Below are 26275 nucleotides of genomic sequence, written 5' to 3' on the forward strand. Positions count from 1 at the left end.
TAATGGAAGAAGAATAAAGAGGAGGCGGAATATGATGATACTTGTACAAAAAATAGTACAGCAAAATTCAATGAACCGCCGACTTTTACCGTGAAAGAACAGATGACTTATTTATTGTCATTTGTTCTTTTTTTATATAGAGGAGGAGAAGAAGATGCGTTATAGACGGGTTTTAATTAAACTAAGCGGCGGAGCCCTTGCTGGGAATCAGGGAACAGGGTTTGATCATCTTTCTTTAAATCACATAGCAAAAGAGGTTTTATCGGTCATTGAAAAAGGGATAGAAGTGGCTATCGTCGTTGGAGGAGGCAATATTTTTAGAGGGAATTTAGCCGAATATTGGGGGATTGAAAGAGTAGAGGCAGATCAGATTGGTACTTTGGGAACAGTGATTAACAGTTTAATGTTAAGAGGTGTCCTAAAAAGCAAAGTGAACCGGGAAGTAAGAGTGATGAGCTCTGTTCCAATTAGTGCAGTTGCAGAGCCTTATATCAGATTGAGAGCTGTTCATCATTTAGATAAAGGTTATGTCCTCATCTTTGCAGGCGGCAATGGCCAGCCCTATGTCACCACCGATTATCCTGCTGTTCAAAGAGCTCTAGAAATGAACTGCGATGCCATTCTTTGCGCAAAACAAGGGGTTGATGGAGTATATGACAGCGACCCAAACCGGTTTAAAGAAGCGAGGAAGTATGCAACGCTTCACTATGATGAAGCGATCAGGAATAATTTAAAAGTTATGGATCAATCAGCGCTCATTTTAGCAAGAGACCACGGTTTGCCGATCCACCTTTTCGACTTTAATCAAGAAGGATCGTTCTTAAAAATTTGCAGCGGTGAAGATATAGGAACATTTATCAGCAATAATATTGAAACAGCACTTGTTTAAAAAAGTGATAAAAAGGCATTCCAACACACGTTGCTGGAATGCCTTCTTGTATATTAACTCTCTCCTTTTCTCATATTAAGAAAGAGAAAAGAGGTGACAGACATCATGATGAAATGGCTGAAAAAGAAGCCGAAAGAGCAGAGTCATACGATTGATTTGTCGAACAATACATATGCAAACATAGTAGAACTTATTGATAATGCGAAAGACTCGGCAGATTTCATTCATTATCCTCAGAAAACCGTTCATCACAATGTATACATCTCTTATTATAAAGCTATGATTGACGGTGAACTGCTGCATCGTGATTTTCTTCCTTACCTTATTCATAGCAAGGATTTCAAGGCTCTAAAAGACTTAAAAGATATTCTACCGATTGAAAGTGTAACGATCACAGATGATATAAAAGAAATTCAGAACAAGCTACTGCGGGGGTTTATCGTCGTACAGTTCGGTGAATATGATGAAGAATGTGCTGTTATACGCGCCGAAAATTTTGCTACTAACCGTCCAGTGTCTGTTTCAGAGATTGAGTTCTCCGTTATCGGACCTAAAGAAGCTTTTATAGAAAATCTGGATAGCAATCTTTATTTAATTAGAAGAAGACTACCAGTGCCAGAGCTTCGCTTTAAAGAAATCGTATTAGGTAAGTTTTCGAAAACCCGGGTCATCATTGCTTATTTAGAAGGGGTAGCAGATAAAGAAAATATCAATACCGTCACTCAAAGGATAAAAGATATTGAATCTGAAGTAATTCCAGACAGCTCGTATTTGGAGCAGATGATCTCAGATAACACAAAATCAGTTTTTCCCCAGCTCGTTACGACAGAACGACCTGACCGAGTGGTTGCGATGCTCAATTATGGACAGGTAGCCGTCCTTTCAGAAGGTTCACCTCAAGCATTGCTGGGGCCGACTGGAATAACAGAGTATTTTGTGTCACCAGAAGATTATTATTTATCGTGGGTGCTAGGTTCCCTTTTCCGGTTCATCCGGTTTATTTCTGTTATCTTTTCTACCTTCGCGACGCCAATTTACGTTGCTGTATTAACGTATCATTATCAGATGATTCCTAAAGATCTGCTTGCTCCTTTAATATCATCACGTGTTAATATTCCGTTTCCTCCCATTTTAGAAGTTTTATTTCTAGAGTTAACCATCGAACTACTGAGAGAAGCGGGTGCACGTTTACCGACAAAGGTTGGACAGACTCTTGGTATTGTCGGAGGTATCGTAATCGGTCAGGCATCCGTTGAGGCTGGATTGACAAGCAATATCTTATTGATCGTCGTTTCGTTATCAGCTCTTGCTTCGTTCACTACACCGATCTATAAAATGGCAAATACCATCCGTATACTGCGGTTTCCATTTATCTTTCTTGCAGCCATGTGGGGTGGAGTTGGAATTGTTATTACCATGTGCTTTATCCTGGTTCACTTGTTAAGGCTGGAATCGCTGGGCAGACCGTATATGGCACCGATCTATCCTCCGCGATTATTGGACATGACAGACACTGTGATCAGGCTTCCTTATAATAGACTGTTAAAACGTCCGATAAGTTTAAGTACGAGGCTTCCGAACAAAGACAAGGTAAAAGAAATGAGAAAAAAGAAGGACATCGATGAATGATGAAAAAGAAGAGTATTTTCCTAGCTTCTATTCTTATTTTATTAGCAGGCTGTGTACCAAAGCAGATCATTGATGAAGTCCAGCTGATTCATGCGATTGGATTTGACGAGCTTCCAAATCGTAATATTAAGGGAACAATAACTTATCCGATCTTTGAGGCTGATGGCAATGTTCGAGTTGAAACACTTTCAGCTGTATCGCATACGAGCCGGTTTCTTCGTTCAAAACTGAACACAAAATCGCCGAAAACGCTGACTACCGGACAATTGAGAATTGTTCTTTTTAACTATAATTTTGCTCAAAAAGGAATTTTGGACATCGTTAATTCCCTTTACCGAGATCCTAACGTGGGGAATCGTTTATATTTGTCTGTTGTAGATGGCAGCACACACGAACTATTAACAACGAAATATACCGCTGCACCTCTGCCTTCCACCTATCTTATGGATTTGATCGAACAAAATATTGAAAGTGAAAATCTTCCCAAAACAAATCTGCATGTTTTTCTTTACAGTTATTATGGAGAAGGAATTGATCCGTTTTTACCTATTGTTAAAACAGAAAAAAATGCGATGAAACTTGAAGGCATAGCCCTCTTTAAGGATGACAAATATGCAGGGAAAATTAGCCATATTGAGTCATTTGTATTTAAAGTCTTGGTCGATGGATCAAAGACTGGAAATTATGAAGTTGAGCTAAAGAAAGGAAAACAAAAGGGTCATGCCGTTGTTCGGAATATTAAGGGAACGACCTCCTATAAGGTAAGAAAAGTAAATGGTGTTCCTGAATTTGATGTTAAGCTAAAAATCTTAGGTGAGATACACGAATATCCTCCTTGGTTAAACTTAGAAGAGAAAACGAACATCGATCTTATTGAAAACACATTTAAAAAACAAATCAATAAAGACGCAAAAAGAATAATCACTAAGTTTCAGAAGTTAAATGTTGACCCGCTTGGATTTGGAGATCAGGTGAGAAGACGCGAAAGGAATTGGAATTTCAAAAGATTTCAGGAACAATACCCTGACATGAAGATTACGGTATCAACAGAAGTCGAAATCGTTGAATCAGGCGTAATTGAATAATGATAACTAGACAGCTGTTGATTGTGACAGCTGTTTTCGCATAAATGGTAGCTCTTGAAAGTAGTTGATTTTCGCTCCAGGCTGCTCGCTTTCCACGGGGCGTGCGGTGAGCCTCCTGACGCTTTGGGTCATTAGGAGTCTCCATCTGACCGCTCGTCCCGTAGGACAAGGAAGGCTGCGGCAGCGACACATCGCACGAAGAAAATGTGATTTTTCATTTTCGAGGAGTCGGCAACCTTCCACTTCAATCAACTTGCAAATGATGAAAGAGAAAACAGCAACATTCTTTTGGAAAAACAACCTTATTAAAACGCGGACAAAAAAACAGATCTCTTACGAATAGTTATAAAGTTATTCCTATATAGAGATATAGAATAGCGAGAGTTTAAAGGGGGCAATTACTTTGAGAACTACAGATGAGAAAATTAAACTTCGCAATCATTGGTTTAAAATTATTTTAATCAGTCTTTTTTCAATGGTCTTAATGTTCAAAATTGCTGTAACTAAATTTACGTTTCATTTTTCTGATATGCTGGCTTTTATACTAGCCATCTTTGCCATCGGGATCTGCAGTATGTTTTATGTGAAAATAAATGAAGCGCTCCAGGCTTTTTCAGAAGCCGGAAAATCATTACTGCCTGTTACTCGTAAAAATAAACAGAACGTGACAGAAGAAGCGGAAGAGATGGTTGAACCAGAAGTTACATTAAATGAATCAGACAAAGAAGAGATGGAGCACCAACTTTTAACATTAGAAGAACAAGTGAAACGAATGAAGCAAGTCCAAAAAGAAATTACGAACAGATTAGTCGATGAAGATCTTCATGAAGATGATAAGCGTGATTATATTGAATATCTCCTGCAGAAAGAAAAAGAAATCATGCTGGCTAAACAAGAGATCGTGCGAATTACTTCGTTGCTGGAACCAGAAGAAATGATTGAAGAAGAATTCGATATTGATGAGCAGCATCTTGAAGATCTTCAAGACGAACAGTCGGTTCAAACGGCTACTGCTAAAGATGTAGTACAGCTTTTAGGAAAAGAGTTTGTTTTGAATGCAAGCCTGGAACAATTCAATCACAAAATGAGAGAGATACAGCATTCGATTACGTTAGAAACAGCGAACCACCTTAAGGAAGAGGGGTTGATCGATCCATACTTTAATGTAACACGTAAAGGATTAAAAGAATTTAGACGTGCTGCAAAGAAGTTTAGTTATGAAGACGGTGTAAAGTTTCTATCGAAAGTCGTTCAAAGAGGAAATCGATAAGGAAAAGCTGGTTCACTTAAATGCTGTTTTGCTTGAGTGAATCAGCTTTTTTATTTGAATTCGTTATATTGTCAATCTTATTTTTTCGTCTTTTTCCAATCCCTGCTACAATAGATATAGATTTGTAGTGGAGGAGTTTATTTGTATGTTTATAGTTGCTAAGGCCATGCTTTATTTGTGTTTTTCTATTCTGATCGGTACATTTATTCTTTATTCTGTTCCAAAAACAAAAAGGCCTGACATTTTTGTACAAAAATCATGGCTGCTTCTTCTTATTGCCTTAGTACCTGTTTTCGGCATCGGAGAACTGATGAGGCTAACTCTTCACTTAGGAGAGGGGATCGGCTATTGGCTTACATTTCAAAATATCGTTTTTAGTTTTGAAATAGGAAAAGGCTGGCTTTTTTTAACCGGCATATCGGTGTTATTATTCTTTATGGTCATGTTTAACGATGTGGGGGAAGAGCGGTTCTTTGCAGGACTTTCTTTAGTATTGTTAACAGGAATGGCACTATCGGTCGGTTATGCCAGCCATGCTGCGAGCTTAGATTCATTAGGAATTTTTGCGCATTCTCTCCACTTCTTAGCTGTTACTGCTTGGTCGGGTACCTTACTTGCTGTTGGCTTTTTTAGCAAAGATAAGGGACCAGGATTATCATTTTACAAATGGTTTACACCTTTTGCTCTTGTTTGTCTTTTTATCGTAATTGGGGCTGGAATATGGCTGATGTCTTACATCGTACCTGAATATTTCAACGGCTATTTGCTTAATTACGGACAAGCGTTATTGATAAAGCATGTTTTCCTTTTTGTTGTCATCTTTTATAGTCTGATTAACGGTGTGTGGCTTAAAAAGAAGCTTAAAGAAGGGGACAGCTCTTTGTCCCTAAAGAAATGGATCAGAGCGGAAGGCATCCTGCTGTTCTTCGTATTTGCAGCTACAGCTGTGATGAGTCAGCAGACTCCACCGCATGATGTAGCAGAAACACTGAAAATGGAGAAACCTTCCCCACTATTTTCGTTCATAACAGGGTTGAATCCCGGGGACAATCCAATGTTGAGAGTCGAAATAACACTGATGAGCTTTGGCTGGCTGCTTGCTTGTTTAATTCTTTTAACAGTTGTTTTCATCGGTATTAAGAGAAAAATAGGATTTCTGCCCGTGTTCGGTTGTTCTATTTTAGCTGCATGTTCACTCTATTTAGCAGTGATGTCATCACTATCCCTATAAAGAGAAAGTGAGGAGTTAGTCTTGGATAAAAAATTGCAATCTCAGCTGGACGGACTGATTGAAAAATATACTGAACTCTTGATCGGAAAATCAGAACCTGAGCATGTTGAAATGGTAAAAGCTTATGTTTTGTATTCTAGTATTGCTAAGAGTATGCCGCCGCTAGCCAAGCACTGGAACGAGAGTTATCCTGATGCAAAGGAAGCGATGAAGGACCTGGTCAGCGAAATTAAAAAATTAAATGAAGAACATCGTGGAACGAAAAATAAATAAGAGGAAAACAGCAGTCATTGAGGCTGCTTTTCTTTTTGCCTATTAAAAAATTTAAATTTTGCAAAATCGACAAACTTTGCAAAAAGAATGATATATTTAAAGCGGTTACATTGATTAAGAAATTAACCAAATTTATATAAATTAGAAAGTGTAATAGGGGGCAATTAGATTGGAACAAGCAATGCGTAATTTTTTCTTATTTTTAGCAAAAAACAAGTCTATGACGAGCTTAGCTAAAAAGTATGGTCTGCGTTTTGGCGCAGCACGTTTTGTGGCAGGAGCAACACTTGAAAGTTCAATTTCAGCAATTAAGAAATTAAATGAAAGAGGTATGCCTGTGACAATCGATCATTTAGGTGAATTCGTAGATAGCGAACGTGAAGCCGCTGAAATGACAGAGCACTGTATTCAAGCGATCAAAGCAATCGCTAAAGAAAAGCTTGATTCACAGCTTTCATTAAAGATGACATCCATGGGATTAGACATCAGCGATGAATTGGTTCTCAGCAATATGAAAAAAATCATGGATGCAGCTGTAAAGCATAATGTCTTTATCACGATTGATATGGAAGATTATTCTCGCTGTGAAAAAACGTTGAAGATCTTTAAACAGCTGAAAAAAGAATACGATAATATCTCGACTGTAATTCAGGCATATCTGTACCGTTCTTTAGAGGATGTACAAAACCTTAATGAATATCAGCCTAACCTGCGTCTTGTTAAGGGTGCTTATAAAGAATCTCCTAAAGTGGCTTATCCTGAAAAAAGTGACGTGGATAACAATTTTAAAAAATTGATTGAAACTCATCTATTAAACGGAAATTATACAGCAGTTGCCACTCATGATGATGAGATCATTCAGTATACAAAAGAACTTGTTGATAAGCACAACATTCCTTATGATCAGTTCGAATTCCAGATGCTTTACGGCATTCGTGTAGAACGTCAGGACCAGCTTATGCAAGAAGGCTACAAGATGCGTATTTACGTACCTTACGGAAACGACTGGTATGGCTACTTCATGAGAAGACTTGCAGAAAGACCAGCAAACGTTATGTTTGTGCTAAAAGGTGTTTTCGGAAAGTAATTTTAGTATGAATAGATTGAAAAAGAACTCTCGACAAGGGGAGTTCTTTTTTTAGTAAAAGCTTTTTTCTCGTACATTGTTGCCATTGAAAGTAGTTGATTTCCGCTCCAGGCTGCTCGCTTTCCACGGGGCGTGCGGTGAGCCTCCTGCCGCTTTGCGCCATTAGGAGTCTCCACCTGACCGCTCGTCCCGTAGGAGTCTCGCATCTTCCGCTCCAATCAACTTGCAAATGATGAGAAGCGCAAATGCCAAAAGCAATAATTCTTTATAAAAGATCTTCTCTTAATAAGAACATAAGCTGAATTGACTGGGGTCTGTCCCGGGACAGACCCCAATCAATTTAGAAACAATTTAAAGAAATAGTTCAGAACTATTGCTAAAATTCTGAATATATTTTATATTGAGTATAGGCTAATTAATTTTTTTATGGATAAAAAATGAATGAGCATTCATTCAATAAAGGGGGAAGTCTATTTTGTCTCGTCAAATCCGAAAAGCCGCAGTTCTGGGTTCTGGTGTAATGGGATCGGGCATTGCTGCTCATCTAGCGAACGTCGGAATCCCAACCTTGTTATTGGATATTGTCCCGCCTTCTTTAAGTGAAGAAGAAAAAGCAAAGGGGATCACAGAAGATCACCCGGCATTCCGAAACAAATTTACCTTAACAGCAACACAAAAATTACTTAAACAAAAACCAGCCCCGCTGGCGGTGAAAGAAAACCTCGATTTAATTACGATTGGAAACTTAACGGACGATCTAGAGAAGCTGAAAGATGCAGATTGGATCATTGAAGTTGTTGTAGAACGTCTCGATGTAAAGCAAAAGCTTTTCGAAAAGGTTGACCAATACCGTAAGCCTGGAAGCATCGTTACATCTAATACATCTGGTATTTCCATCCGTGCGATGGCTGAAGGCAGATCAGAAGATTTTAAATCTCATTTTTTAGGAACTCATTTTTTCAATCCTCCGAGATACTTAAAACTTTTGGAGATCATTCCTACAGAAGAAACGAAACCTGAGATCGTACAGTTCATCAGAAATTTTGGTGAGAACGTTCTTGGAAAAGGTGTAGTTGAAGCAAAAGATACACCGAACTTCATCGCGAACCGCATCGGCACATTTGGACTCATGGTAACGATGCAGGAAATGATGAAACAAGGATATACTGTCGGTGAAGTGGATTCTGTTACAGGACCTCTTATCGGCCGTCCAAAATCTGCAACGTTCAGAACGCTCGATGTCGTGGGTCTTGATACATTCCTTCATGTGGCCAGAAACGTGTATGAACAAGTAGACGGGAAAGAAAAAGAAGTTTTTGAGATTCCTGATTTCCTAAATGAAATGGTTGACAAAGGATGGACAGGAAGCAAGAATGGCCAGGGCTTCTATTTAAAGCAAAGAAGCAAAACAGGCAGTGAAATATTAGAACTTGATCCTAAAACACTCGAATACAAGCCGCGTTCAAAGATGAAAACAGCAACACTTGAAGCTGCTAAACAAATGAAAACAACAAACCAGAAAGTGAAAGCGCTTTTATATAGTGAAGACCGTGCTGGCAAACTCCTTTGGGACATCATCAAACCTGTCCTTCTTTACTCGGCAGAGAAATGCTATGAAATCGCAGACGATCTAGTAGCGATCGACCAGGCGATGAAGTGGGGATTCGGCTGGGAACACGGACCGTTTGAGATTTGGGATGCAATCGGGCTGCAAGAGTCGGTAGATAGAATGAAATCTGAAGGAGAAACGATTCCGCAATGGGTGGAAGAACTGCTTCAATCTGAGAAAACATCATTCTATTCAAAGGCTGAAGGTGAAGTGTCGTACTACCACAATGGAACTTATTTACCTGTAGAAGAAAATAAGAAAGTGATTCACTTAAGCCATCTTAAAGAAAAAGGCAATGTGATCACGAAAAATGGCGGAGCTACCTTGATCGATTTAGGTGATGATGTAGCCGGTCTTGAGTTCACATCACCAAATAATGCGATCGGACCTGAAATCATTATGATGCTTCATCAGGCGATCGACGAAGTAGAGAAAAACTACAAAGGGCTTGTCATCGGAAACCAAGGCAAGAACTTCTGTGTTGGCGCAAACCTGATGCTCATTCTCATGGAAGCGCAAGATGATAACTTCTTTGAACTCGATATGATGGTCCGTCAGTTCCAGCAAGCGATGGCAAGAGTAAGGTACAGTTCAAAGCCTGTTGTGGCTGCCAACTTCGGAATGACGCTCGGCGGTGGAGTGGAAGTATCATTGCCAGCCGCAAGATTACAGATGTCTTCTGAAACTTACATGGGTCTCGTAGAAACTGGGGTCGGACTCATTCCTGGGGGAGGCGGAAACAAAGAGCTCTATATCCGTCTATTAGAACAGCTTCCGGAAGGTGCGAAAGGCGATCTGCAAAAGGTAGCGAATCAGGCGTTTGAAACGATCGCGATGGCAAAAGTTTCAACATCAGCACAAGAAGCTCGAAAACTAGGATTCTTACGTAACGAAGACAACATATCAGTAAATGGCGACCACCTTTTACATGATGCGAAAAGTCAGGTTCTTGCACTTTCAGACCTTGGCTACAAAGCACCTGTTAAAAAGAAGATTCCAGTGGTTGGTGAAGCTGGCTACGCAACGCTCGCACTCGGTGCACAAACGATGCATTTCAGCCAGTACATTTCTGAACATGATTTAAAGATTGCTAAAAAACTAGCATTTGTTTTAGCAGGCGGCAGAGTGCCTGAAGGAACATATGTAGATGAACAATATTTGCTTGACCTTGAAAGAGAAGCTTTCTTAAGTCTTGCAGGAGAACCGAAGAGCCAGGCAAGAATGCAGCACATGCTTGTAAAAGGAAAGCCGTTAAGAAACTAAGGGGGGAAGAAACGGATGTTAAAAGATGCAGTCATAGTAGCAGGAGCACGAACAGCTGTCGGTAAAGCGAAAAAGGGATCTTTTGCACATATGAGACCAGATGAATTAGCGGCAGTGACGATAAAAGAAACACTGCAGCGTGCTGGAAATTACGATGGTCCGATCGATGATCTGATCATTGGATGTGCGGTTCCTGAAGCAGAACAAGGAATGAACATGGCTCGTTTGATTGGAGCACGTGCTGGTCTGCCTGAAACGGTACCAGCTATTACGATCAACCGGTTCTGTTCTTCTGGTCTGCAAAGTATTGCTTATGGTGCGGAAAAAATTATGCTTGGCGCTGCTGACGCTATCATTGCAGGCGGAGCAGAATCTATGAGTCTTGTACCTGTTGTTGGGCACGTCGTAAAACCAAATCCCTATTTGGTAGAAACGGTTCCTCAATATTATATGGGAATGGGTCATACCGCTGAAGAAGTGGCTAGAAGATTCGGCGTTTCGCGTCAGGATCAGGATGAATTTGCAGTAAGAAGCCATCAGAAAGCTGCAGCAGCTATTAAAGAAGGAAAATTTAATGACGAGATCGTTCCGGTTTCTGTTATGAAACGCTGGCTGGATGAACAATCAAAGCTTGTTGAAAAAGAAATCGCCGTTTCTGTCGATGAAGGTGTTCGTCCTGATACTTCTCTAGAAGTATTAGGCAAACTGCGCCCGGCATTCACCCCGACTGGTTCTGTAACAGCAGGAAACTCTTCGCAGACAAGTGATGGGGCAGCCTCTGTGTTAGTAATGAACAGAGAAAAAGCAGTCGCAGAAGGATTGACACCTCTGTTAAAATTCCGTTCCTTTGCGGTGGCTGGTGTAGCACCGGACATTATGGGAGTCGGTCCAGTTGCTGCGATTCCAAAAGCATTGAAAATGGCAGGTCTGGAGCTATCTGATATCGGATTATTTGAATTAAATGAAGCTTTTGCCTCGCAGGCTGTTCAGGTTATCCGTGAACTTAATCTAGACGAAAGCAAAGTTAACGTGAATGGCGGAGCAATTGCGCTCGGACATCCGCTTGGATGCTCCGGAACGAAACTTACGCTTACATTGCTTCACGAGATGAAACGCCGAAACGAGCAGTTCGGTATTGTGACAATGTGTATCGGTGGCGGAATGGGTGCAGCAGGCGTATTTGAACTTGTTGGATAAAAAAGGAGGAGAATAAATGATGTCAAACACAACGGAAAAAGAGATTATCGGCGGAAGTTTCTTAATCGAAGACCTCGCTGCAGCAGATATTTACACACCGGAAGATTTTTCAGAAGAACACTTGATGATCGCAAAGACTACAGAAGATTTTGTGGCAAAAGAAGTGGTGCCGCAGCTAGAAAAAATGGAAGATCATGATTTTGAAGTATCCCGCAAATTGCTTACAAAAGCAGGTGAACTTGGTCTTTTAGGAGCAGATGTCCCAGAAGAATACGGTGGCTTGGGTCTAGATAAGATTTCTTCATCATTGATCACTGAAAAATTTGCGCGTGGACGCGGTTTCTCAATCAGTTATGGAGCTCATGTAGGGATCGGGTCTCTTCCTATTGTTCTTTTTGGAAACGAAGAGCAAAAGAAAAAGTATCTGCCAGAGTTAGCTACTGGCGAAAAGATTGCAGCTTATGCCTTAACCGAGCCTGGGTCAGGATCAGATGCGCTAGGAGCTAGAACAACAGCAAAACTTAATGCTGAAGGTACTCATTATATTTTAAATGGTGAAAAGCAATGGATCACGAACTCTGCATTTGCTGATGTTTTCGTTGTTTACGCTAAGATCGACGGCGAAAAATTCTCTGCTTTTATCGTTGAAAGAGGGTTCGAAGGCGTATCTACTGGACCTGAAGAAAAGAAGATGGGAATCAAGAGTTCATCTACACGTACATTGATTTTGGAAGATGTAGCTGTTCCAAAGGAAAATCTTTTATGGGAAGCTGGAAAAGGCCATTTGATCGCATTTAACATTCTCAATATCGGCCGATACAAGCTAGCTCTAGGGTGTGTCGGAGCTGCAAAGCGTGCATTCGAAGTTTCTGTAAAATATGCAAACGAACGCCAGCAGTTCAAACGCAAGATCAGTTCTTTCAGCTTGATTCAAGAAAAGCTTGCAAACATGGCGATTTCAACTTTCGCTTCTGAAAGCTCTGTTTACAGAACAGTAGGGCTTTTCGAAAACCGGTTAGGCGCACTTTCAGATGAGAAGCAGAAGGACGGCCGTGAACTTGCAAAAGCGATTGCTGAATACGCAATCGAATGTTCACTGAACAAAGTATTTGCTTCTGAAACACTGGATTATGTAGTTGATGAAGGCGTTCAAATCCATGGCGGATACGGCTTTATGTCAGAATACGAGATCGAGGGAGCCTACCGTGATTCCCGTATTAACCGTATTTTTGAAGGAACAAACGAGATCAACCGCTTGCTCGTTCCGGGTACACTCGTTAAAAAAGCGATGAAGAATGAGTTGCCATTGATTCAAAAAGCAACCGCTCTTCAGCAAGAACTGATGATGCTTATGCCTGTTGAAGTCGGCACTGAACCGCTGGATCAAGAAAAGTACTTAGTTTCTATGGCTAAGAAAATTTTCTTGATGACAGCTGGTCTTGCGGTACAAAAATTCGGACCAAAGCTTGAGCAAGAGCAAGAAGTTTTAGCGAACCTTGCGGATATTATCAGCGAGATCTACAGCATGGAATCTGTACTATTGCGTACGGAAAAAGCCATCGGTAAATCCGGAGCAGAAAAGGCAAAGCAAAAGCTTCTTTACACAGAAGTGTATTGCCAGGAAGCCTTTAACCGCATTGAAGCACATGCGAAGGAATCCATCATTGCTGTTGAAGAAGGGGATATGCTGCGCATGATGCTCTCTGCATTAAAGAAGCTGACACGCCATACGCCTGTGAATGTGATCAAGAAGAAGCGCGAAATCGCTGTATTGCTTCTTGAAGAAGAACGCTACGTTGTTTAATTAATTTTTATTTACGCCAACCTTCAAAAAAACCTTTCCCTCTTGCTCTGCAGGAGGGGCTTTTTTTATTTAAGGGCTTTTTTCGGTATAGAAGTGGTTGATTTCGTTCCGATTTTTATTTGAAATGTGGTGATCCTATAAAAAACAAAGCAAGTCAGGTTGAACACAGCATAAAGAGCTCAATTCAGATACAGTATCGGTTGCCGAAACTGATTTCAGATGGTACCTACTAGGGTATTCAAGCAAATTCAAGAGGTCGATTCCAAAAAAAAGCAGCATCAATCCAGAAATTCGTCCAGTTTATCCACGAGATTTAGGCCGCAATCCAAAAATTTAAGCTGTTTATCCACGAGTTTACAATCCTCGACAAATCCTGCGCGCTATATACCCTCGCGCCATATACGTAAGAAAGCCTCTCTGATCCATGGTAGGCGAAAGGCCAATTATAGAATGATTTTAAACTGTGCAAAATTTCTTGTTTTATTGGTGACACTAGTTTGTGGTACTATGAAAAGGGGTGATATAATGCTACTGACAGTATATGAATATCCAAAATGCTCAACATGCCAAAAAGCAAAAAAATGGCTAAAAGAAAATGAAGTAGCCTTTCAGCCTGTACATATCGTGGACAACCCTCCTTCGAAAGAAGAGCTTAAAGATTTAGTTCAAAAGAGCGGGTTGGAGATTAAAAAATTCTTCAATACAAGCGGCATGAAGTATCGTGAATTAGGTATGAAAGAGAAAATGAAAACGGCTTCAGAGGATGAACTCCTTGAACTATTAGCATCTGATGGCATGCTAATCAAACGGCCGATCGCAACAGACGGAAAAAATGTAACAGTAGGCTTTAAAGAAGAACAGTACGAAAACACTTGGAAAAAGTAAAATTGTTGCTGACTATGATAAAAAATTTTATTGTAGTTACTATAAAAACAAAGAAAAGCTGGAGGGATTACACATGGAATTTCCAAAAGAGTTACGCTATTCAGAAGAACATGAGTGGACTAAAACAGAAGACGGCAATAAAGTTCGTATCGGTATTACAGCATTTGCACAAGACGAGCTTGGAGATATCGTGTTTGTTGAGCTTCCTGAAGTTGGAGATGAGCTTACAGCGGACGAGCCTTTCGGCAGTGTAGAATCTGTAAAAACAGTTTCTGAGCTATACGCTCCTGTATCTGGAAAAGTTGTAGAAGTTAATGCTGACCTTGATGACAGCCCAGAGTTAGTTAACGAATCTCCATATGAGAAAGCATGGATGGTAGTAGTAGAACTTTCAGATTCCTCTGAGCTTGAAAAATTAATGACAGCTGAACAATATGAGGAATTAATTAAAGAAGATTAATGAAAATAATCTCTTCAGGAAAGAATAGGCTTATTGCTCATTTCTTTTTTGGAGGGATTTTTTTATGAACGAAGATAGAAGAGATGTAACTTCACGAGTATTTGGCAAAATGAAGGGCGGCTCAATGTCCCTTTACCTTGATCAAGATGAAATCGGTCAGATTCGATTTACAAATCAGGGGAATATGTATGAAATGGCTGAGGGCTTTGAATTCGATGCAGACAAAATCTATAAACGTGAAAAGCCAGCTGAAATTCCTAATCCAACAAAATATGTAGACGAGTGCGATAAAGGCTGGTGCTAGAAGACGAAGAGGATGATTATCAAATCATCCTCTTTTTTTGTGTAAAAACTGCATTGGTGAAATTAAATAGCGATTAGGTGAAATTAATGTGCAATTAGGTGAAATTAATGAGTGATTAGGTAAAATTAATTGAATCATTCTTCAAATTATCAGTATCCATCATCAAATGAACGCAAAAAAGCCAAAGATTGATCTCATACTAGACATTTAACGGCCTGCGCTTCCGCCTTTAGCACCGATATTTTGATAAAAGCTCTTATCATGGGTTTTCGAGGTGGCTTGTCCGCCTTTTTGTCCGATTTTTTTATAAAAATCTTTGTTATGTGATAGGGAAGTTGATTTCCCGCCTTTTCTGCCGATCTCTTGATAAAAAGCTTCCTGATGAGATTGTGCGGTAGATTTACCCCCTTTCTTTCCGATCTGCTGGTAAAATTCCTTGCCATGTGATTTTGAAGTCTTTTTTCCCCCAAGACGTCCTGCTTCGGCTCTTGTCATTTTTTCCGTCATAGCCATTGGTAATCTCCTCCTTTTGTAAGAATAAAATTTCTGGATGTATTCCTTGATTAGCCTTTATGGAACAGATTAAAACGCAATTGAACGTATTTAGGCCGATTAGCATACTGCGGTAAATTTGGGGTAGTAATATAGTAAAAAGGGGAATAGTAATAAAGAACATCTCTTGCAGGATTTTAATAATATAAAGCAAATATATATTTAAGCGATGCATTCATTTAATAGTTCTTCAATGTATAGGAGAGATGAGTAATGAATGGAAGCATGAATAAAGTAATCATTGTCGAAGGGAAATCCGATAAAGAAAAGCTTTCCGCAATCTTAGATGAACCGGTTGAAATTATTTGTACGAATGGCACATTAGGTTTGGATAAATTAGAAGAGCTAGCATTAGCAATTGAAGATCGAGATGTTTATATCCTTGTGGATGCTGATGAAGCAGGTCATAAATTACGCAAGCAACTTCAGCGAGAGCTCCCGAATGCAGAGCATTTATATATTAATAAGATGTATAGAGAAGTTGCAACGACACCTCTTATGTACTTGGCAAAAGTTTTAGTTGGTGCTCATTTTAATATTCACAAAAACTGTTTAGGTTGAAATGATGCTTTCTTCTTTTAAATATAAAAGCTCCCAAAAAGCAGCTGGCAAAAATGGGGGGCTTGTTTCTATAGGTTGTAGAAATCCTCTTACTTCACTGCGTTTTCATCAGTAAGATTCATTCTGATGCAGGGAAAAAGAGGATTTCTTTTTTATTATTGTGATAATCGCAACCTCCAACTTGTGTGTGTTTAGGAAACCTTTAAACCGAACAGCAAGCAAGCCATTAACCATTTTATATAAAATCGTGATATCCTTATTCAGAGAAATCGAAATAATTTCTGAAGGAAGAGAATGGCCGATATCCGAATAGGAATGGCTGCTTTTACTATCAGATCAATAATGGAGATTGAATATGAAAGAAATCAATAGAACGAATTGGGAACATGTTATCGAACAGTCCGTACATAAGCCTTTTTTTCTTTACTTGGAAACACCATTATGCGGTACATGTAAAGTGGGGAAAAGAATGATGGAAGTAGCGATAGAAACAGTTCGAGCTCAAAGAGGAAACGATTTGCAGACTGGAGTATGCAATATTAATGAGATTCCGGAGCTTGCTGATCAATACGGAGTAACGAGTGTACCTTGTTTAATGGTATTATCGAGAGGGATGGCTATAAAAAAGATCTACGCCCTACAATCTGCAGGAAATATTTATCAAACAATGATAGATTTCTTAAATAAGGAAAAATAATTTGTAATAAAATGTGGGAAAGGCCCCATAATTCATTGCGGTTCTCCTAATTCATTTAAAAAATGATTTTTCAGGGGGTTTTTCCTTAAGAAAAATATGGTAAATTAATGTCTTCTGCACACTTGTCTGTAACATAAGATAGTGTGTTTTTTTATATCCAAAAAATTAGTCAGACCTTGTCGGAATAAGGGGTTTGTAAGTTAGAGAGTTAGTTATCAGTCATTTCCGTTAATTCAGTTTTTTAACAAGAAAGTCACAAATGTTACGAGCTATGTAATATTGTTATAGAACTGTATCCTACAAATGTCAAAAGTCGTGGTATAAATGAATAGGAGAGCTTGGTACATGTTTGCTCCCGAACGATTAGTGGTAAATAAGAATGATTTTATGAAAACAAAAACAAACGAAGATGAAGATGAATAAAGCATAAGTAATTTTTTTAGCAGGGGTGATTGATAATCATGGCATCTTTAAATTTAAATGCAGTATTTCCTATAGCAAAGAACAAAATGACAAGCATAGAAGATAAAGTGTTAACGATCCAGGAAAGAAACGATGAGAAATTAAGAAATGAACTAATTGGTGATTACCAGCCATTCATTAAAAAAGTTACATCAAAAGTGTGCAGTCAATATATAGATCGAACAATGGACGAGTTTAGTGTAGGTCTTTTTGCCTTTAATGAAGCGATCGATCAGTATCAAGAAGGACAAGGCAGCCGTTTCTTATCCTTTGCAGATATGGTAATCAGACGTCGTGTCATTGATTATATTCGTAAAGAAGTACGTCAAAATCGATTAATATTTCTTCAGCCGGATGAAGAAGACGAAGAAGGCCGTTTAGAAGAAAGCTATGCGGAACAAAAAGCAGCAATGGATCATTTTGAAGATCAGATTCAAGTTGAAAACCGTGTTTATGAAATTGAAGAGTATCAGAAGCTTTTAAAAACTTTCGGACTAAACTTTAAAGTTCTAAGCAAACATTGTCCAAAACATGTGGACGCGCGTGAAAATGCAAAAGAAATTGCACGTCTTTTAGCAGAAAATGAAGAACTTGCCGCATTTTTAAAGGAAAAAAAGCAATTGCCGATAAAAGATTTATTAAATATGGTATCCTGTAGTCGTAAAACCATAGAGAGAAATCGAAAGTATATAATAGCGGTATCACTAATATATTTAGGCGATTTCCAAGCGCTGAAATCTTACATTCAGCCTTAAGGTGAGGTATATATGATTACACGGCAGGGGAATTACTCCTCTTGCCTGTAATTACTACTGATCCTGCAACTTGCGGGAGGGATACAATTGAAAAGCGGCAGCGGCATTGTAATAGAGGTTAATAACAGAAAAGCGACTTTGCTTATGAAAGATGGAACATTTGTAACGGTAAGAGTACCAGCAGGCAAAAATCCATCAGTAGGCAGAGAGTATCAGGCTTCTTATTTTTCTGAAAACAGAAAAAGAAGTCTTTTTGTGCTGCCGTCCATAGCGGCCGTGCTTGCTGTTGTTCTTTTATCAGGATTGATCCCGACCGGAACCCAATCAGCAGCAGCGGCTTACGTAAGCTTTGATATTAATCCAAGCTTAGAAGTAGGCGTTAATGACGAAATGCAGGTTATCCAAATTGATGCATTTAATGACGAAGCAAAAAAAATCATAAAAAAATATAATTTGAATGTTGATAGAAATTTTTCATTTGAAGATTTTGCTGATCAGCTCATAACAGCTTATGAAAAAGAAGGTTATATGAAAACCGAACATTCGATGCTCATAACCACTATTTCAAGTGAAGAGGGCAATGATAAGACTGAAGCAGCATTAGATGAGGCAGTAAATACAATCGTGAAGAAGACGGTTGTAAAATATCCTGTCGCAATTACAGTTTCAGAGTCTGATTCAGACACTCGTGAAAAAGCAAAACAACTAGGAGTGTCACCAGGTAAATATAAGGCATTCCAAACTGCAAGTATAAACGGTAAGGCTATAAAAGAAGAAAAGATAAAAGAAGTTAATTTTCAAGAGCTTAAAGTCAATACGTTATCGTCGAATGACATAAAAAGCTTACCGCATCCAAGAAAAATTAAAACGGACGCTAATGAAAGTAAGAAGGAATTAAAGATAGCTGTGCCAAAAAAGTCAGTCAGCAAACAAACAGAAGGTAAAAAGCACAGAGAAAATCATCATAATCACAAGAACCACTATAAAAAGACACAAGAAAAATTAGTAAAGCCTAAAGAAAAAAAGATGAATAAAGAAGGTAACAAGCATCAAAATCAGGCTTTTAACAGCAATAAACAAAAGAACAATGGACACCAAAACCGAAACGGGAACAACCATCACAAGAATAATCAGCAGGAACGCAATAAACAGGGTCATAATAAACAGGATCGCGACAAACATAGAAACAAACAATAGCACTAATTATGGTTGATACTGTCGGAAATGCAAAAACGATTTTTCAAGACTGTCGAACGCTTTATAAAGGTAAACACTCCATTCCTCTCGAAAAAGGTGAAGTAAACAACCTATTCGGGGGGATTTTATATGCTGGATGTCACCTTCTTTGAAAGACAGATTGGTAAAAGCCCATATTTGCCATTGTATAACATTCCGGTTAAACCTAGATTCAGTCTCAATGATGAAAGTACCTTAAGGATTGATTATAGTGAAGGGGAACGTAATCGCATCGTCGTTTTCAAAGGGAACCCAAAGTATCTTTCCATGATGCTGGAAGGGAAGATGAAGCTAACAACACTGCTTCGCCAAGAGATGATCGAGTTTCACGGAACGCTAAGGCAGCGCCTGAAATGGGAAGCCATATTCTATTTAAGTTCGCATTGGGAACAAATTTATTCAGGCGCTTTGCTTAAAAGTGCTAAAAATGTTTGACACAAATCGACAGTGGTGATATTATTTTTCACAGTGATTCAAAATTGCATCGCTTTAACTTAATAACGCAACGCTTTAACTTATCACGAGAGGTGGAGGGACTGGCCCTATGAAACCCGGCAACCGCTAGTTGTATGTCATACATACTGACTAGAAAGGTGCCAATTCCTGCAAGGCATTAAGTGTCTTGGGAGATGAGGAGAACGCGCATAGAATATTATATGCCTTTCTGCTCATATTGAAGCAGAGGGCATTTTTTTATTTAGCTTTTTTCATAAACCTTTGTTGCTTTTGAAAGTAGTTGGTTTCCGTTCCAGGATGCTCGCTTTCCACGGGGCGTGCGGTGAGCCTCCTTTACGCTTTGCGAAATTAGGAGTCTCACCTGTCCCGCTTTATGGAAGTATTCTTGCTCCTGCGTCTACAACTAAATGCTACCGATGTGAGCTTCCTCGTCTCATGCCTAGCAAGAAGCTTCTTCTGGTGGTAGGCACGCACCTTGCACTCCAATCAACTGGTCAATGAAGAGGTAAGTAAGCGACAACTTTTTTAGAAAAGAGCCATAAGAATTACGTAATAGGAAATGAGGTTAGTTCTTTGATTAATTTACATTCAGTCCGTAAAGTCTTTCAAACCAAAGATGGTGAAGTGAAGGCTGTTGATACGGTAGATTTAAACATAAAACAAGGTGAAATTTACGGCATTATAGGGTACAGCGGAGCAGGGAAAAGTACTCTTATCCGAATTCTTAACATGCTGGAAAGACCGACAAGCGGTACGGTTACGATCGGTGGAAAAAATATGTCCGAGCTCTCTGCTAAAAAACTAAGAGAAGCTAGACAGGAAATAAGTATGATATTTCAGCACTTCAACCTTTTATGGTCAAGAACTGTTAGAGAAAACATTGCTTTTCCGCTAGAAATCGCAGGATATCCAAAAGATAAAATTAAGAAGCGTGTGGACGAACTGATTGATCTAGTCGGATTAGAAGGCAGAGGCGGTTCATATCCTTCTCAGCTGAGCGGAGGTCAAAAACAGCGTGTGGGTATTGCGAGAGCACTTGCTAACGATCCGAAAGTTTTATTGTGTGATGAAGCCACTTCAGCACTCGATCCAAAAACGACTGACAGCATTTTAGATCTTCTAGTAGAAATTAACCAGAAGTTAGGGTTAACCATCGTGTTGATCACTCACGAAATGCACGTGATCCGAAAAATCTGTCACCGAGTTGCGGTAATGGAAAAAGGGAAAGTGGTAGAAGAAGGCGATGTGCTGAACGTCTTTAAAAATCCTAAGGAATCCATCACAAAAGATTTTGTGAAGCAAGTAACCGAACCAGAAGAAACAGTGGATACCATTAAGCAATTTATTGAGGAGTTTCCTGAAGGCAGGATCGTTCAGCTTACATTTGTAGGAGGACGTGCCGGCCAGCCTTTAATTACCGAACTGATTCGTAATTTTGAAGTGGATGTTAATATCCTGCAAGGTAAAATTACTCAAACTCAAAATGGTCCATACGGTACGTTATTTATCCAGATCAAAGGTTCTGAAGCGGCACTTTCTTACGCTATGGAATTTTTAGATAGTGTTCAGGTAGAAGTTGAGGTGATTCATAATGCTTAATTCGTGGTTCCCAAACGTTCAATGGGATGTTGTTCTAGAAGCAACGAAAGAAACGTTATATATGTCAGCTATTTCAGTGCTTGTAACATTCGTATTAGGTCTCGCTCTTGGGCTTGCATTATATTTAACTGCTCCCGGCAACCTGTGGGAAAACAAATTCTTTAATAGCGTCATTGCCATTATTGTTAACGTATTCCGGTCTATTCCGTTTATTATATTAATTATTTTGCTGATTCCATTTACACGCTTTATTGTAGGAACAATGCTTGGAGCAGAAGCAGCGTTGCCGGCTTTAATTGTCGGAGCAGCTCCATTTTATGCACGTATGGTTGAGATTGCTTTGAGAGAAATTAATAAAGGAGTAATTGAAGCAGCGAAATCAATGGGTGCAACAAACACTCAAATCATTTTCAAAGTACTTATTCCAGAGAGTACCCCAGCACTTGTTTCGGGTATTACCGTTACGGCGATTGCACTTGTGAGTTACACAGCAATGGCTGGTGTAGTTGGAGCTGGAGGACTTGGAAACCTTGCTTATATGGAAGGCTACCAGCGGGATAATGCAGATGTAACATTAGTTTCAACTGTTCTGATCTTGGTCATCGTATTTGTTATTCAATGGATAGGAGATCGATTCACAACAGCTTTAGATAAAAGATAAGCACAAACAACAAGGAGGAAATCACATGAAAAAAGTATTTTCAATCATCTTACTTGCTGTAGTTGTTGCAGCACTAGCAGCTTGCGGCAATAAAACAGAAGGCGGAATCAGCGACGAAAAGCTGATCGTAGGAGCATCAAACGTACCTCATGCTGAAATTCTTGAAGAAGCGAAACCACTTCTAAAAGAAAAAGGTGTAGAGCTCGAAATCAAAACGTTCCAAGACTATGTACTTCCGAATAAATCTTTAGATGAAAAAGAAATCGGAGCGAACTACTTCCAGCACGTTCCTTATTTAGAGTCACAAATGAAAGACCACGGTTATAAATTTGAAAACGCAGGCGGCATCCACATTGAGCCGATCGGTGTTTATTCAAAAAAATACAAGTCTTTAGATGAATTGCCACAAGGTGCTACGATCATCATGTCCAACTCGGTAGCTGACCATGGGCGTATGCTTGGTCTTTTAGAAAAAGAAGGTTTGATCAAAGTTAAAGAAGGCGCAGGTACGGAGGCGCAAGTTAAAGATATTGTAGAAAATCCAAAAAAATTAAAGTTCAAAGCTGACGTTGACGCTGGAATGCTGCCAAAAGCATATAAAAACGGTGAAGGCGATGCAGTTCTAATCAACACGAACTACGCGATCGATGCTGGTTTAAATCCTCAAAAAGATGCAATTGCAATTGAAGGCTCAGAGTCTCCATTCGTAAACATTATTGCTGTACGTGAAGGAGATAAAGATAAGAAATCTGTAAAAGCTCTAGTTGAAGTATTGCGTTCAAAAGAAATTCAAGACTTCATTAAAGAGAAATATAAAGGTGCAGTAGTGCCTGTAACAGAATAATGATGAAAAAGGGTGTTTCCTCATGATGAGGAGGCACCTTTTTTGTTTGTTTCAGGAGGACAATAAATGGGTGTAATTGGTAAAATATGTGATGAAGAGCTTTTTTTATGTGATTGTACGTGATTTTTATATGATGACAGGCATTTTTTATGTGATTATTCATTCTTTTTATGTGATGGTGTACTTTTTTACGAAAAATCATGGCGGCTTACCGAAAGTACCGCCGAAAACGAACAGCTGTAACAAACATATTATAAAGTAACCTCTGTTCTTTACATATCAGCCCCAAAAATAACCCATACTAATCCTGTTTACTAAAACGTGACAGGAGTGTAACGACGATATGAAACAAGAAGATCAACAAATGCCAGGATCAAATTCTGCACAGTACCATCTAATCCGGTATAAAGAAGGTTTAGGAAAATATAACGAAAATATGCCTGAATTAACGCATGCATACAACGAATTTACGCGCCATTGCTTCAAGGAAGGCGAAATTTCAGAAAAATATAAACAGCTGATCGCGCTGGGGATCAGTATCTATTCACAAGATGAATATTGCATCATTTATCATACAAAGGGATGTCTGGACCAAGGATGTTCTGAAAATGAAATTCTTGAAGCTGTAGGCGTGTCTGCTGCATTTGGCGGCGGAGCAGCTATGAGCCAGGGAGTAACCCTTGTTCAAGAATGTATTAAAGAGCTAAATAAACCACGGCATTAACTTTTCCATACATTAACATGTTTTATTCGTGTCTAAAAAGGTAATGGAAGTAATGTAGCGGATTCAGCAGGATTCTAAAGGGATATCATCTTCTTTCATTGAAAGCACGTATTACCCTTTCACAAAACTTAGCACTGCATCATATGCAAGTTGTGGATCTGGAGAGCTGCTGATAAGCTATAATTATCTAAACTCGAAAGGATTGATTCATTATCCACCCCATAAAAGTAAAGCATACATCTGAAATGGAAAAAGCAATGCACCAATCACATGGTTGCGGTTTTGCAGAGTATGAAAGGGATTTGGAGAAGCGGTTAGATGTTGAGAAAGACCGTGAAAAGGAATATAAAAAAGGTTTAGAAGTAGCGGCTGATGCCACTAGAAATCATACGCCGTAAAGATAGTGATTAAAAACAAAAGGCTGACTCAAAAGGTGAATTAACGCCTAATGAGTTAGCCTTTTTTCGAATTTCGCAATTAAACATGGAATTATATGAACACAATGATAAAGTTCATGGCTCGTTCCCTTGAACATACATTTCATTTGTTATAAGATTAGAATGAGAATAAATTGAGAATGGCTATTTAATGCCCTATTTCAAAAATCTTAAGAATGATTTCTTAATGGAGGTTGTATTATGTCAGCACCTAATTTAAAGATTGAAGATCTTCGTGTATCGATTGAAGATAAAGAGATTATTAAAGGTTTAGATCTCGAAATAAATGGTGGAGAAATCCATGCGATCATGGGGCCTAACGGTACAGGTAAGTCTACACTTTCTGCAGCGTTAATGGGTCACCCAAAATACGAAGTAACTTCAGGGAAAGTCACTTTTAATGGTGAAGATCTTTTAGAAATGGAAGTAGATGAGCGTGCTAAAGCTGGTCTTTTCCTAGCTATGCAATATCCTTCAGAAGTAAGCGGTATTACGAACGCTGACTTCCTGCGTTCTGCGATCAACGCAAAGCGTGAAGAAGGCGACGAAATTTCACTGATGAAGTTTATTCGTGAACTAGATAAGAAAATGGATCACCTTGAAATGGACAACGCGTTCGCTCATCGTTATTTAAACGAAGGTTTCTCTGGCGGAGAAAAGAAGCGTAACGAAATCCTTCAAATGATGATGCTTGAGCCGAAATTAGCAATCCTTGATGAAATCGACTCTGGATTAGATATTGATGCTCTTAAAGTAGTAGCAAAAGGTGTTAATGAAATGCGCAGCCCTGATTTCGGATGCTTAATCATTACTCACTATCAGCGTTTATTGAACTACATCACACCAGACAAAGTACACGTAATGATGCAAGGCCGTATTGTGAAATCTGGAGGACCTGAACTCGCTCAGCGCCTTGAAGCTGAAGGTTATGACTGGATTAAAGAAGAGTTAGGTATTAAAGACGAAACTGTCGGTCAAGAAGCGTAAGCAATAAGGGGGACTATACATGTCAGTTGATACGAGCCTAAGATTTGATAAGGACTACGTAAACGGTTTTTCAAGCAGCAGACAGGAACCCGCTTGGCTGCAGGAGCTTCGTTTGCAAGCATTGGAATTGGCTCAGAATCTGCCAATGCCTAAACCGGATAAAACAAAGATTGATAAATGGAACTTTACAGATTTCAAACATGAAGCAACGGGTAATGCAGTAGCTTTCAACGAACTTCCTGAAGACGTTAAAGCTTTGATCGGTTCAGAAGAAGATGCGAAAAACGTTCTTGTTATCCATAACGGTACACCTGTTTATTTCGCATTAGAGCAAGAAGTTAAAGAACAAGGTGTTATCTACACGGATCTCCTAACAGCTGCAAAAGAACATGAAGACTTGGTTAAAAAGTATATCATGAAAGCAGTTGCCACGGATGAAAACCGTTTAACAGCAATACATGCATCATTATTTTTGAACGGTGCGTTCCTTTACGTTCCTAAAAATGTAGAACTGTCTGCACCGATTCAAGCTGTTTATTATCAGGATGATGAAGCAGCTATTTTCAACCACGTAATCGTCGCAGCAGAAGACAACAGCTCAGTAACGTATGTAGAAAATTATCTTTCTACAAACGATTCTGCAGAGTCAGTAGCAAACATCGTTTCTGAAGTATATGCGGGCGCTGGTGCGAAAGTGGTTTATGGAGCAGTTGATAACCTTGCAAAAGGAATGACAACTTACGTAAATCGCAGAGGCCGTGCTGAAAAAGATGCTCGAATCGAGTGGGCGCTCGGTCAGTTTAATGACGGAAATACCGTTTCTGATAACACGACTCACCTTATTGGAGATGGCTCATTTACGGATACGAAAACTGTTACGATCGGACGCGGCGACCAAAAGCAAAACTTCGTTGCTCAAATCTTTAACCACGGAAAACATTCTGAAGGTTACATCCTGACTCATGGGGTAATGAAAGATAGTGCAAGCTCTATTTTTAACGGTATTACAAAAATTGAGCACGGCGCTACAAAATCTCATGGTGAGCAGACAGAACGTGTTCTTATGTTAAGTGAAAAAGCACGCGGAGATGCGAATCCGATTCTTTTAATTGATGAAGATGACGTTACAGCAGGTCATGCTGCATCTGTTGGCCGTATCGATCCGCTGCAAATGTTCTATCTAATGAGCCGCGGTATCTCGAAAGCGGAAGCAGAGCGTCTTATCATTCATGGATTCTTGGCACCGGTTGTTAGCCAAATGCCTTTAGAATCTGTTAAAAATCGTCTAGTAGAGGTTATTGAAAGGAAAGTGCGCTAA

Annotated in this window: 25 protein-coding genes, 1 pseudogene and 1 riboswitch; of the genes and pseudogenes, 25 read left to right on the forward strand and 1 reads right to left on the reverse strand. The window is 39.3% G+C overall.

Annotation, left to right across the window (positions count from 1 at the left end; all coding sequences use genetic code 11):
• Nucleotides 1-154: 154 nt before the first annotated feature.
• From pyrH to EV282_RS04305, 13 genes are all read left to right on the forward strand, one after another.
• Complete coding sequence (pyrH, locus tag EV282_RS04235; protein WP_130294057.1) at nt 155-889, forward strand: UMP kinase; 735 nt, start codon at nt 155-157, stop codon at nt 887-889.
• A gap of 105 nt (nt 890-994) precedes the next feature.
• Nucleotides 995-2518: a spore germination protein gene (locus EV282_RS04240; RefSeq protein WP_130294059.1), complete on the forward strand. Its 1524-nt coding sequence runs from the start codon at nt 995-997 to the stop codon at nt 2516-2518.
• A complete protein-coding gene (locus tag EV282_RS04245) occupies nt 2515-3603 on the forward strand; it encodes a Ger(x)C family spore germination protein (RefSeq protein ID WP_130294061.1) in 1089 nt (362 codons plus the stop codon). The genes EV282_RS04240 and EV282_RS04245 overlap by 4 nt, the downstream gene beginning before the upstream one ends.
• A 403-nt stretch (nt 3604-4006) precedes the next feature.
• Nucleotides 4007-4873 carry a hypothetical protein gene (locus tag EV282_RS04255; RefSeq protein WP_130294065.1) on the forward strand — a complete coding sequence of 289 codons (867 nt, stop codon included), beginning with the start codon at nt 4007-4009 and terminating at the stop codon, nt 4871-4873.
• 145 nt (nt 4874-5018) lie between these two features.
• Nucleotides 5019-6104 (forward strand): copper resistance D family protein, encoded by a 1086-nt coding sequence (locus EV282_RS04260; RefSeq protein WP_130294067.1) that lies wholly within the window; start codon nt 5019-5021, stop codon nt 6102-6104.
• A gap of 21 nt (nt 6105-6125) precedes the next feature.
• Nucleotides 6126-6377 carry a YusU family protein gene (locus tag EV282_RS04265; RefSeq protein WP_130294068.1) on the forward strand — a complete coding sequence of 84 codons (252 nt, stop codon included), beginning with the start codon at nt 6126-6128 and terminating at the stop codon, nt 6375-6377.
• Nucleotides 6378-6546: 169 nt separating this feature from the next.
• Entirely contained in the window at nt 6547-7464 is a 918-nt protein-coding gene (locus EV282_RS04270; RefSeq protein ID WP_130294070.1) for a proline dehydrogenase family protein, read from the forward strand.
• Nucleotides 7465-7939: 475 nt separating this feature from the next.
• On the forward strand, nt 7940-10336 hold the full coding sequence (locus EV282_RS04280; protein WP_130294073.1) for a 3-hydroxyacyl-CoA dehydrogenase NAD-binding domain-containing protein: 2397 nt from the start codon (nt 7940-7942) through the stop codon (nt 10334-10336).
• Nucleotides 10337-10351: 15 nt separating this feature from the next.
• Nucleotides 10352-11533: an acetyl-CoA C-acetyltransferase gene (locus EV282_RS04285; RefSeq protein WP_130294074.1), complete on the forward strand. Its 1182-nt coding sequence runs from the start codon at nt 10352-10354 to the stop codon at nt 11531-11533.
• A 19-nt stretch (nt 11534-11552) separates the two neighbouring features.
• On the forward strand, nt 11553-13337 hold the full coding sequence (locus EV282_RS04290; RefSeq protein WP_130294076.1) for an acyl-CoA dehydrogenase family protein: 1785 nt from the start codon (nt 11553-11555) through the stop codon (nt 13335-13337).
• Between the two features lie 525 nt (nt 13338-13862).
• Nucleotides 13863-14222, forward strand: a complete 360-nt coding sequence (locus EV282_RS04295; RefSeq protein ID WP_130294077.1) for an arsenate reductase family protein — start codon at nt 13863-13865, stop codon at nt 14220-14222.
• A 73-nt stretch (nt 14223-14295) separates the two neighbouring features.
• A complete protein-coding gene (gcvH, locus tag EV282_RS04300; protein WP_077359609.1) occupies nt 14296-14682 on the forward strand; it encodes a glycine cleavage system protein GcvH in 387 nt (128 codons plus the stop codon).
• Between the two features lie 64 nt (nt 14683-14746).
• Nucleotides 14747-14986 (forward strand): YusG family protein, encoded by a 240-nt coding sequence (locus EV282_RS04305; protein WP_066292337.1) that lies wholly within the window; start codon nt 14747-14749, stop codon nt 14984-14986.
• Nucleotides 14987-15202: 216 nt separating this feature from the next.
• Here EV282_RS04305 and EV282_RS04310 read toward each other — a convergent pair.
• Nucleotides 15203-15499, reverse strand: a pseudogene (locus tag EV282_RS04310) (KGG domain-containing protein); the annotation flags it as partial.
• Between the two features lie 252 nt (nt 15500-15751).
• Here EV282_RS04310 and EV282_RS04315 point away from each other — a divergent pair.
• The 12 genes from EV282_RS04315 (at nt 15752) to sufD (ending at nt 26275) form a co-directional block, all read left to right on the forward strand.
• Nucleotides 15752-16099, forward strand: coding sequence for a toprim domain-containing protein (locus tag EV282_RS04315; protein WP_242611831.1), 348 nt, complete (start codon nt 15752-15754; stop codon nt 16097-16099).
• Between the two features lie 355 nt (nt 16100-16454).
• Nucleotides 16455-16796: a thioredoxin family protein gene (locus EV282_RS04320; RefSeq protein ID WP_130294080.1), complete on the forward strand. Its 342-nt coding sequence runs from the start codon at nt 16455-16457 to the stop codon at nt 16794-16796.
• Nucleotides 16797-17257: 461 nt separating this feature from the next.
• The gene (gene sigI / locus EV282_RS04325; RefSeq protein ID WP_226535661.1) at nt 17258-18013 is read left to right on the forward strand and encodes an RNA polymerase sigma-I factor; all 756 of its coding nucleotides are present in this window, start codon (nt 17258-17260) and stop codon (nt 18011-18013) included.
• Nucleotides 18014-18100: 87 nt separating this feature from the next.
• Nucleotides 18101-19210: an anti-sigma-I factor RsgI family protein gene (locus EV282_RS04330; protein WP_130294082.1), complete on the forward strand. Its 1110-nt coding sequence runs from the start codon at nt 18101-18103 to the stop codon at nt 19208-19210.
• A gap of 129 nt (nt 19211-19339) precedes the next feature.
• On the forward strand, nt 19340-19684 hold the full coding sequence (locus EV282_RS04335) for a hypothetical protein (RefSeq protein WP_130294083.1): 345 nt from the start codon (nt 19340-19342) through the stop codon (nt 19682-19684).
• 77 nt (nt 19685-19761) lie between these two features.
• Nucleotides 19762-19885: riboswitch (SAM riboswitch) on the forward strand.
• Between the two features lie 393 nt (nt 19886-20278).
• Complete coding sequence (locus tag EV282_RS04340) at nt 20279-21304, forward strand: methionine ABC transporter ATP-binding protein (RefSeq protein WP_130294085.1); 1026 nt, start codon at nt 20279-20281, stop codon at nt 21302-21304.
• Entirely contained in the window at nt 21297-21965 is a 669-nt protein-coding gene (locus EV282_RS04345; protein ID WP_130294086.1) for a methionine ABC transporter permease, read from the forward strand. Before EV282_RS04340 ends, EV282_RS04345 begins: the two co-directional genes overlap by 8 nt.
• Before the next feature lie 25 nt (nt 21966-21990).
• The gene (locus EV282_RS04350) at nt 21991-22809 is read left to right on the forward strand and encodes a MetQ/NlpA family ABC transporter substrate-binding protein (protein WP_130294088.1); all 819 of its coding nucleotides are present in this window, start codon (nt 21991-21993) and stop codon (nt 22807-22809) included.
• 343 nt (nt 22810-23152) lie between these two features.
• Entirely contained in the window at nt 23153-23533 is a 381-nt protein-coding gene (locus tag EV282_RS04355; protein WP_077359601.1) for a carboxymuconolactone decarboxylase family protein, read from the forward strand.
• A 245-nt stretch (nt 23534-23778) separates the two neighbouring features.
• Nucleotides 23779-23931 carry a hypothetical protein gene (locus tag EV282_RS20115; protein ID WP_165389351.1) on the forward strand — a complete coding sequence of 51 codons (153 nt, stop codon included), beginning with the start codon at nt 23779-23781 and terminating at the stop codon, nt 23929-23931.
• Nucleotides 23932-24171: 240 nt separating this feature from the next.
• Nucleotides 24172-24957, forward strand: a complete 786-nt coding sequence (gene sufC, locus EV282_RS04360; RefSeq protein ID WP_130294089.1) for a Fe-S cluster assembly ATPase SufC — start codon at nt 24172-24174, stop codon at nt 24955-24957.
• Between the two features lie 19 nt (nt 24958-24976).
• Nucleotides 24977-26275, forward strand: a complete 1299-nt coding sequence (sufD, locus tag EV282_RS04365) for a Fe-S cluster assembly protein SufD (RefSeq protein ID WP_130294091.1) — start codon at nt 24977-24979, stop codon at nt 26273-26275.

Source organism: Fictibacillus sp. BK138, assembly GCF_004216955.1.
Lineage (GTDB): Bacteria > Bacillota > Bacilli > Bacillales > Fictibacillaceae > Fictibacillus.

Excerpts from the sequence above, each read along its gene's own strand:
- sufC (WP_130294089.1), top strand. The coding sequence starts at position 24,172 with ATGTCAGCACCTAATTTAAAGATTGAAGATCTTCGTGTATCGATTGAA.
- pyrH (WP_130294057.1), top strand. The coding sequence starts at position 155 with ATGCGTTATAGACGGGTTTTAATTAAACTAAGCGGCGGAGCCCTTGCT.
- EV282_RS04355 (WP_077359601.1), top strand. The coding sequence starts at position 23,153 with ATGAAACAAGAAGATCAACAAATGCCAGGATCAAATTCTGCACAGTAC.
- EV282_RS20115 (WP_165389351.1), top strand. The coding sequence starts at position 23,779 with ATGGAAAAAGCAATGCACCAATCACATGGTTGCGGTTTTGCAGAGTAT.
- EV282_RS04285 (WP_130294074.1), top strand. The coding sequence starts at position 10,352 with ATGTTAAAAGATGCAGTCATAGTAGCAGGAGCACGAACAGCTGTCGGT.
- EV282_RS04245 (WP_130294061.1), top strand. The coding sequence starts at position 2,515 with ATGATGAAAAAGAAGAGTATTTTCCTAGCTTCTATTCTTATTTTATTA.
- EV282_RS04295 (WP_130294077.1), top strand. The coding sequence starts at position 13,863 with ATGCTACTGACAGTATATGAATATCCAAAATGCTCAACATGCCAAAAA.
- EV282_RS04305 (WP_066292337.1), top strand. The coding sequence starts at position 14,747 with ATGAACGAAGATAGAAGAGATGTAACTTCACGAGTATTTGGCAAAATG.
- sufD (WP_130294091.1), top strand. The coding sequence starts at position 24,977 with ATGTCAGTTGATACGAGCCTAAGATTTGATAAGGACTACGTAAACGGT.
- EV282_RS04260 (WP_130294067.1), top strand. The coding sequence starts at position 5,019 with ATGTTTATAGTTGCTAAGGCCATGCTTTATTTGTGTTTTTCTATTCTG.
- EV282_RS04345 (WP_130294086.1), top strand. The coding sequence starts at position 21,297 with ATGCTTAATTCGTGGTTCCCAAACGTTCAATGGGATGTTGTTCTAGAA.
- sigI (WP_226535661.1), top strand. The coding sequence starts at position 17,258 with ATGGCATCTTTAAATTTAAATGCAGTATTTCCTATAGCAAAGAACAAA.
- EV282_RS04320 (WP_130294080.1), top strand. The coding sequence starts at position 16,455 with ATGAAAGAAATCAATAGAACGAATTGGGAACATGTTATCGAACAGTCC.
- EV282_RS04315 (WP_242611831.1), top strand. The coding sequence starts at position 15,752 with ATGAATGGAAGCATGAATAAAGTAATCATTGTCGAAGGGAAATCCGAT.
- gcvH (WP_077359609.1), top strand. The coding sequence starts at position 14,296 with ATGGAATTTCCAAAAGAGTTACGCTATTCAGAAGAACATGAGTGGACT.
- EV282_RS04350 (WP_130294088.1), top strand. The coding sequence starts at position 21,991 with ATGAAAAAAGTATTTTCAATCATCTTACTTGCTGTAGTTGTTGCAGCA.
- EV282_RS04240 (WP_130294059.1), top strand. The coding sequence starts at position 995 with ATGATGAAATGGCTGAAAAAGAAGCCGAAAGAGCAGAGTCATACGATT.
- EV282_RS04290 (WP_130294076.1), top strand. The coding sequence starts at position 11,553 with ATGTCAAACACAACGGAAAAAGAGATTATCGGCGGAAGTTTCTTAATC.
- EV282_RS04335 (WP_130294083.1), top strand. The coding sequence starts at position 19,340 with ATGCTGGATGTCACCTTCTTTGAAAGACAGATTGGTAAAAGCCCATAT.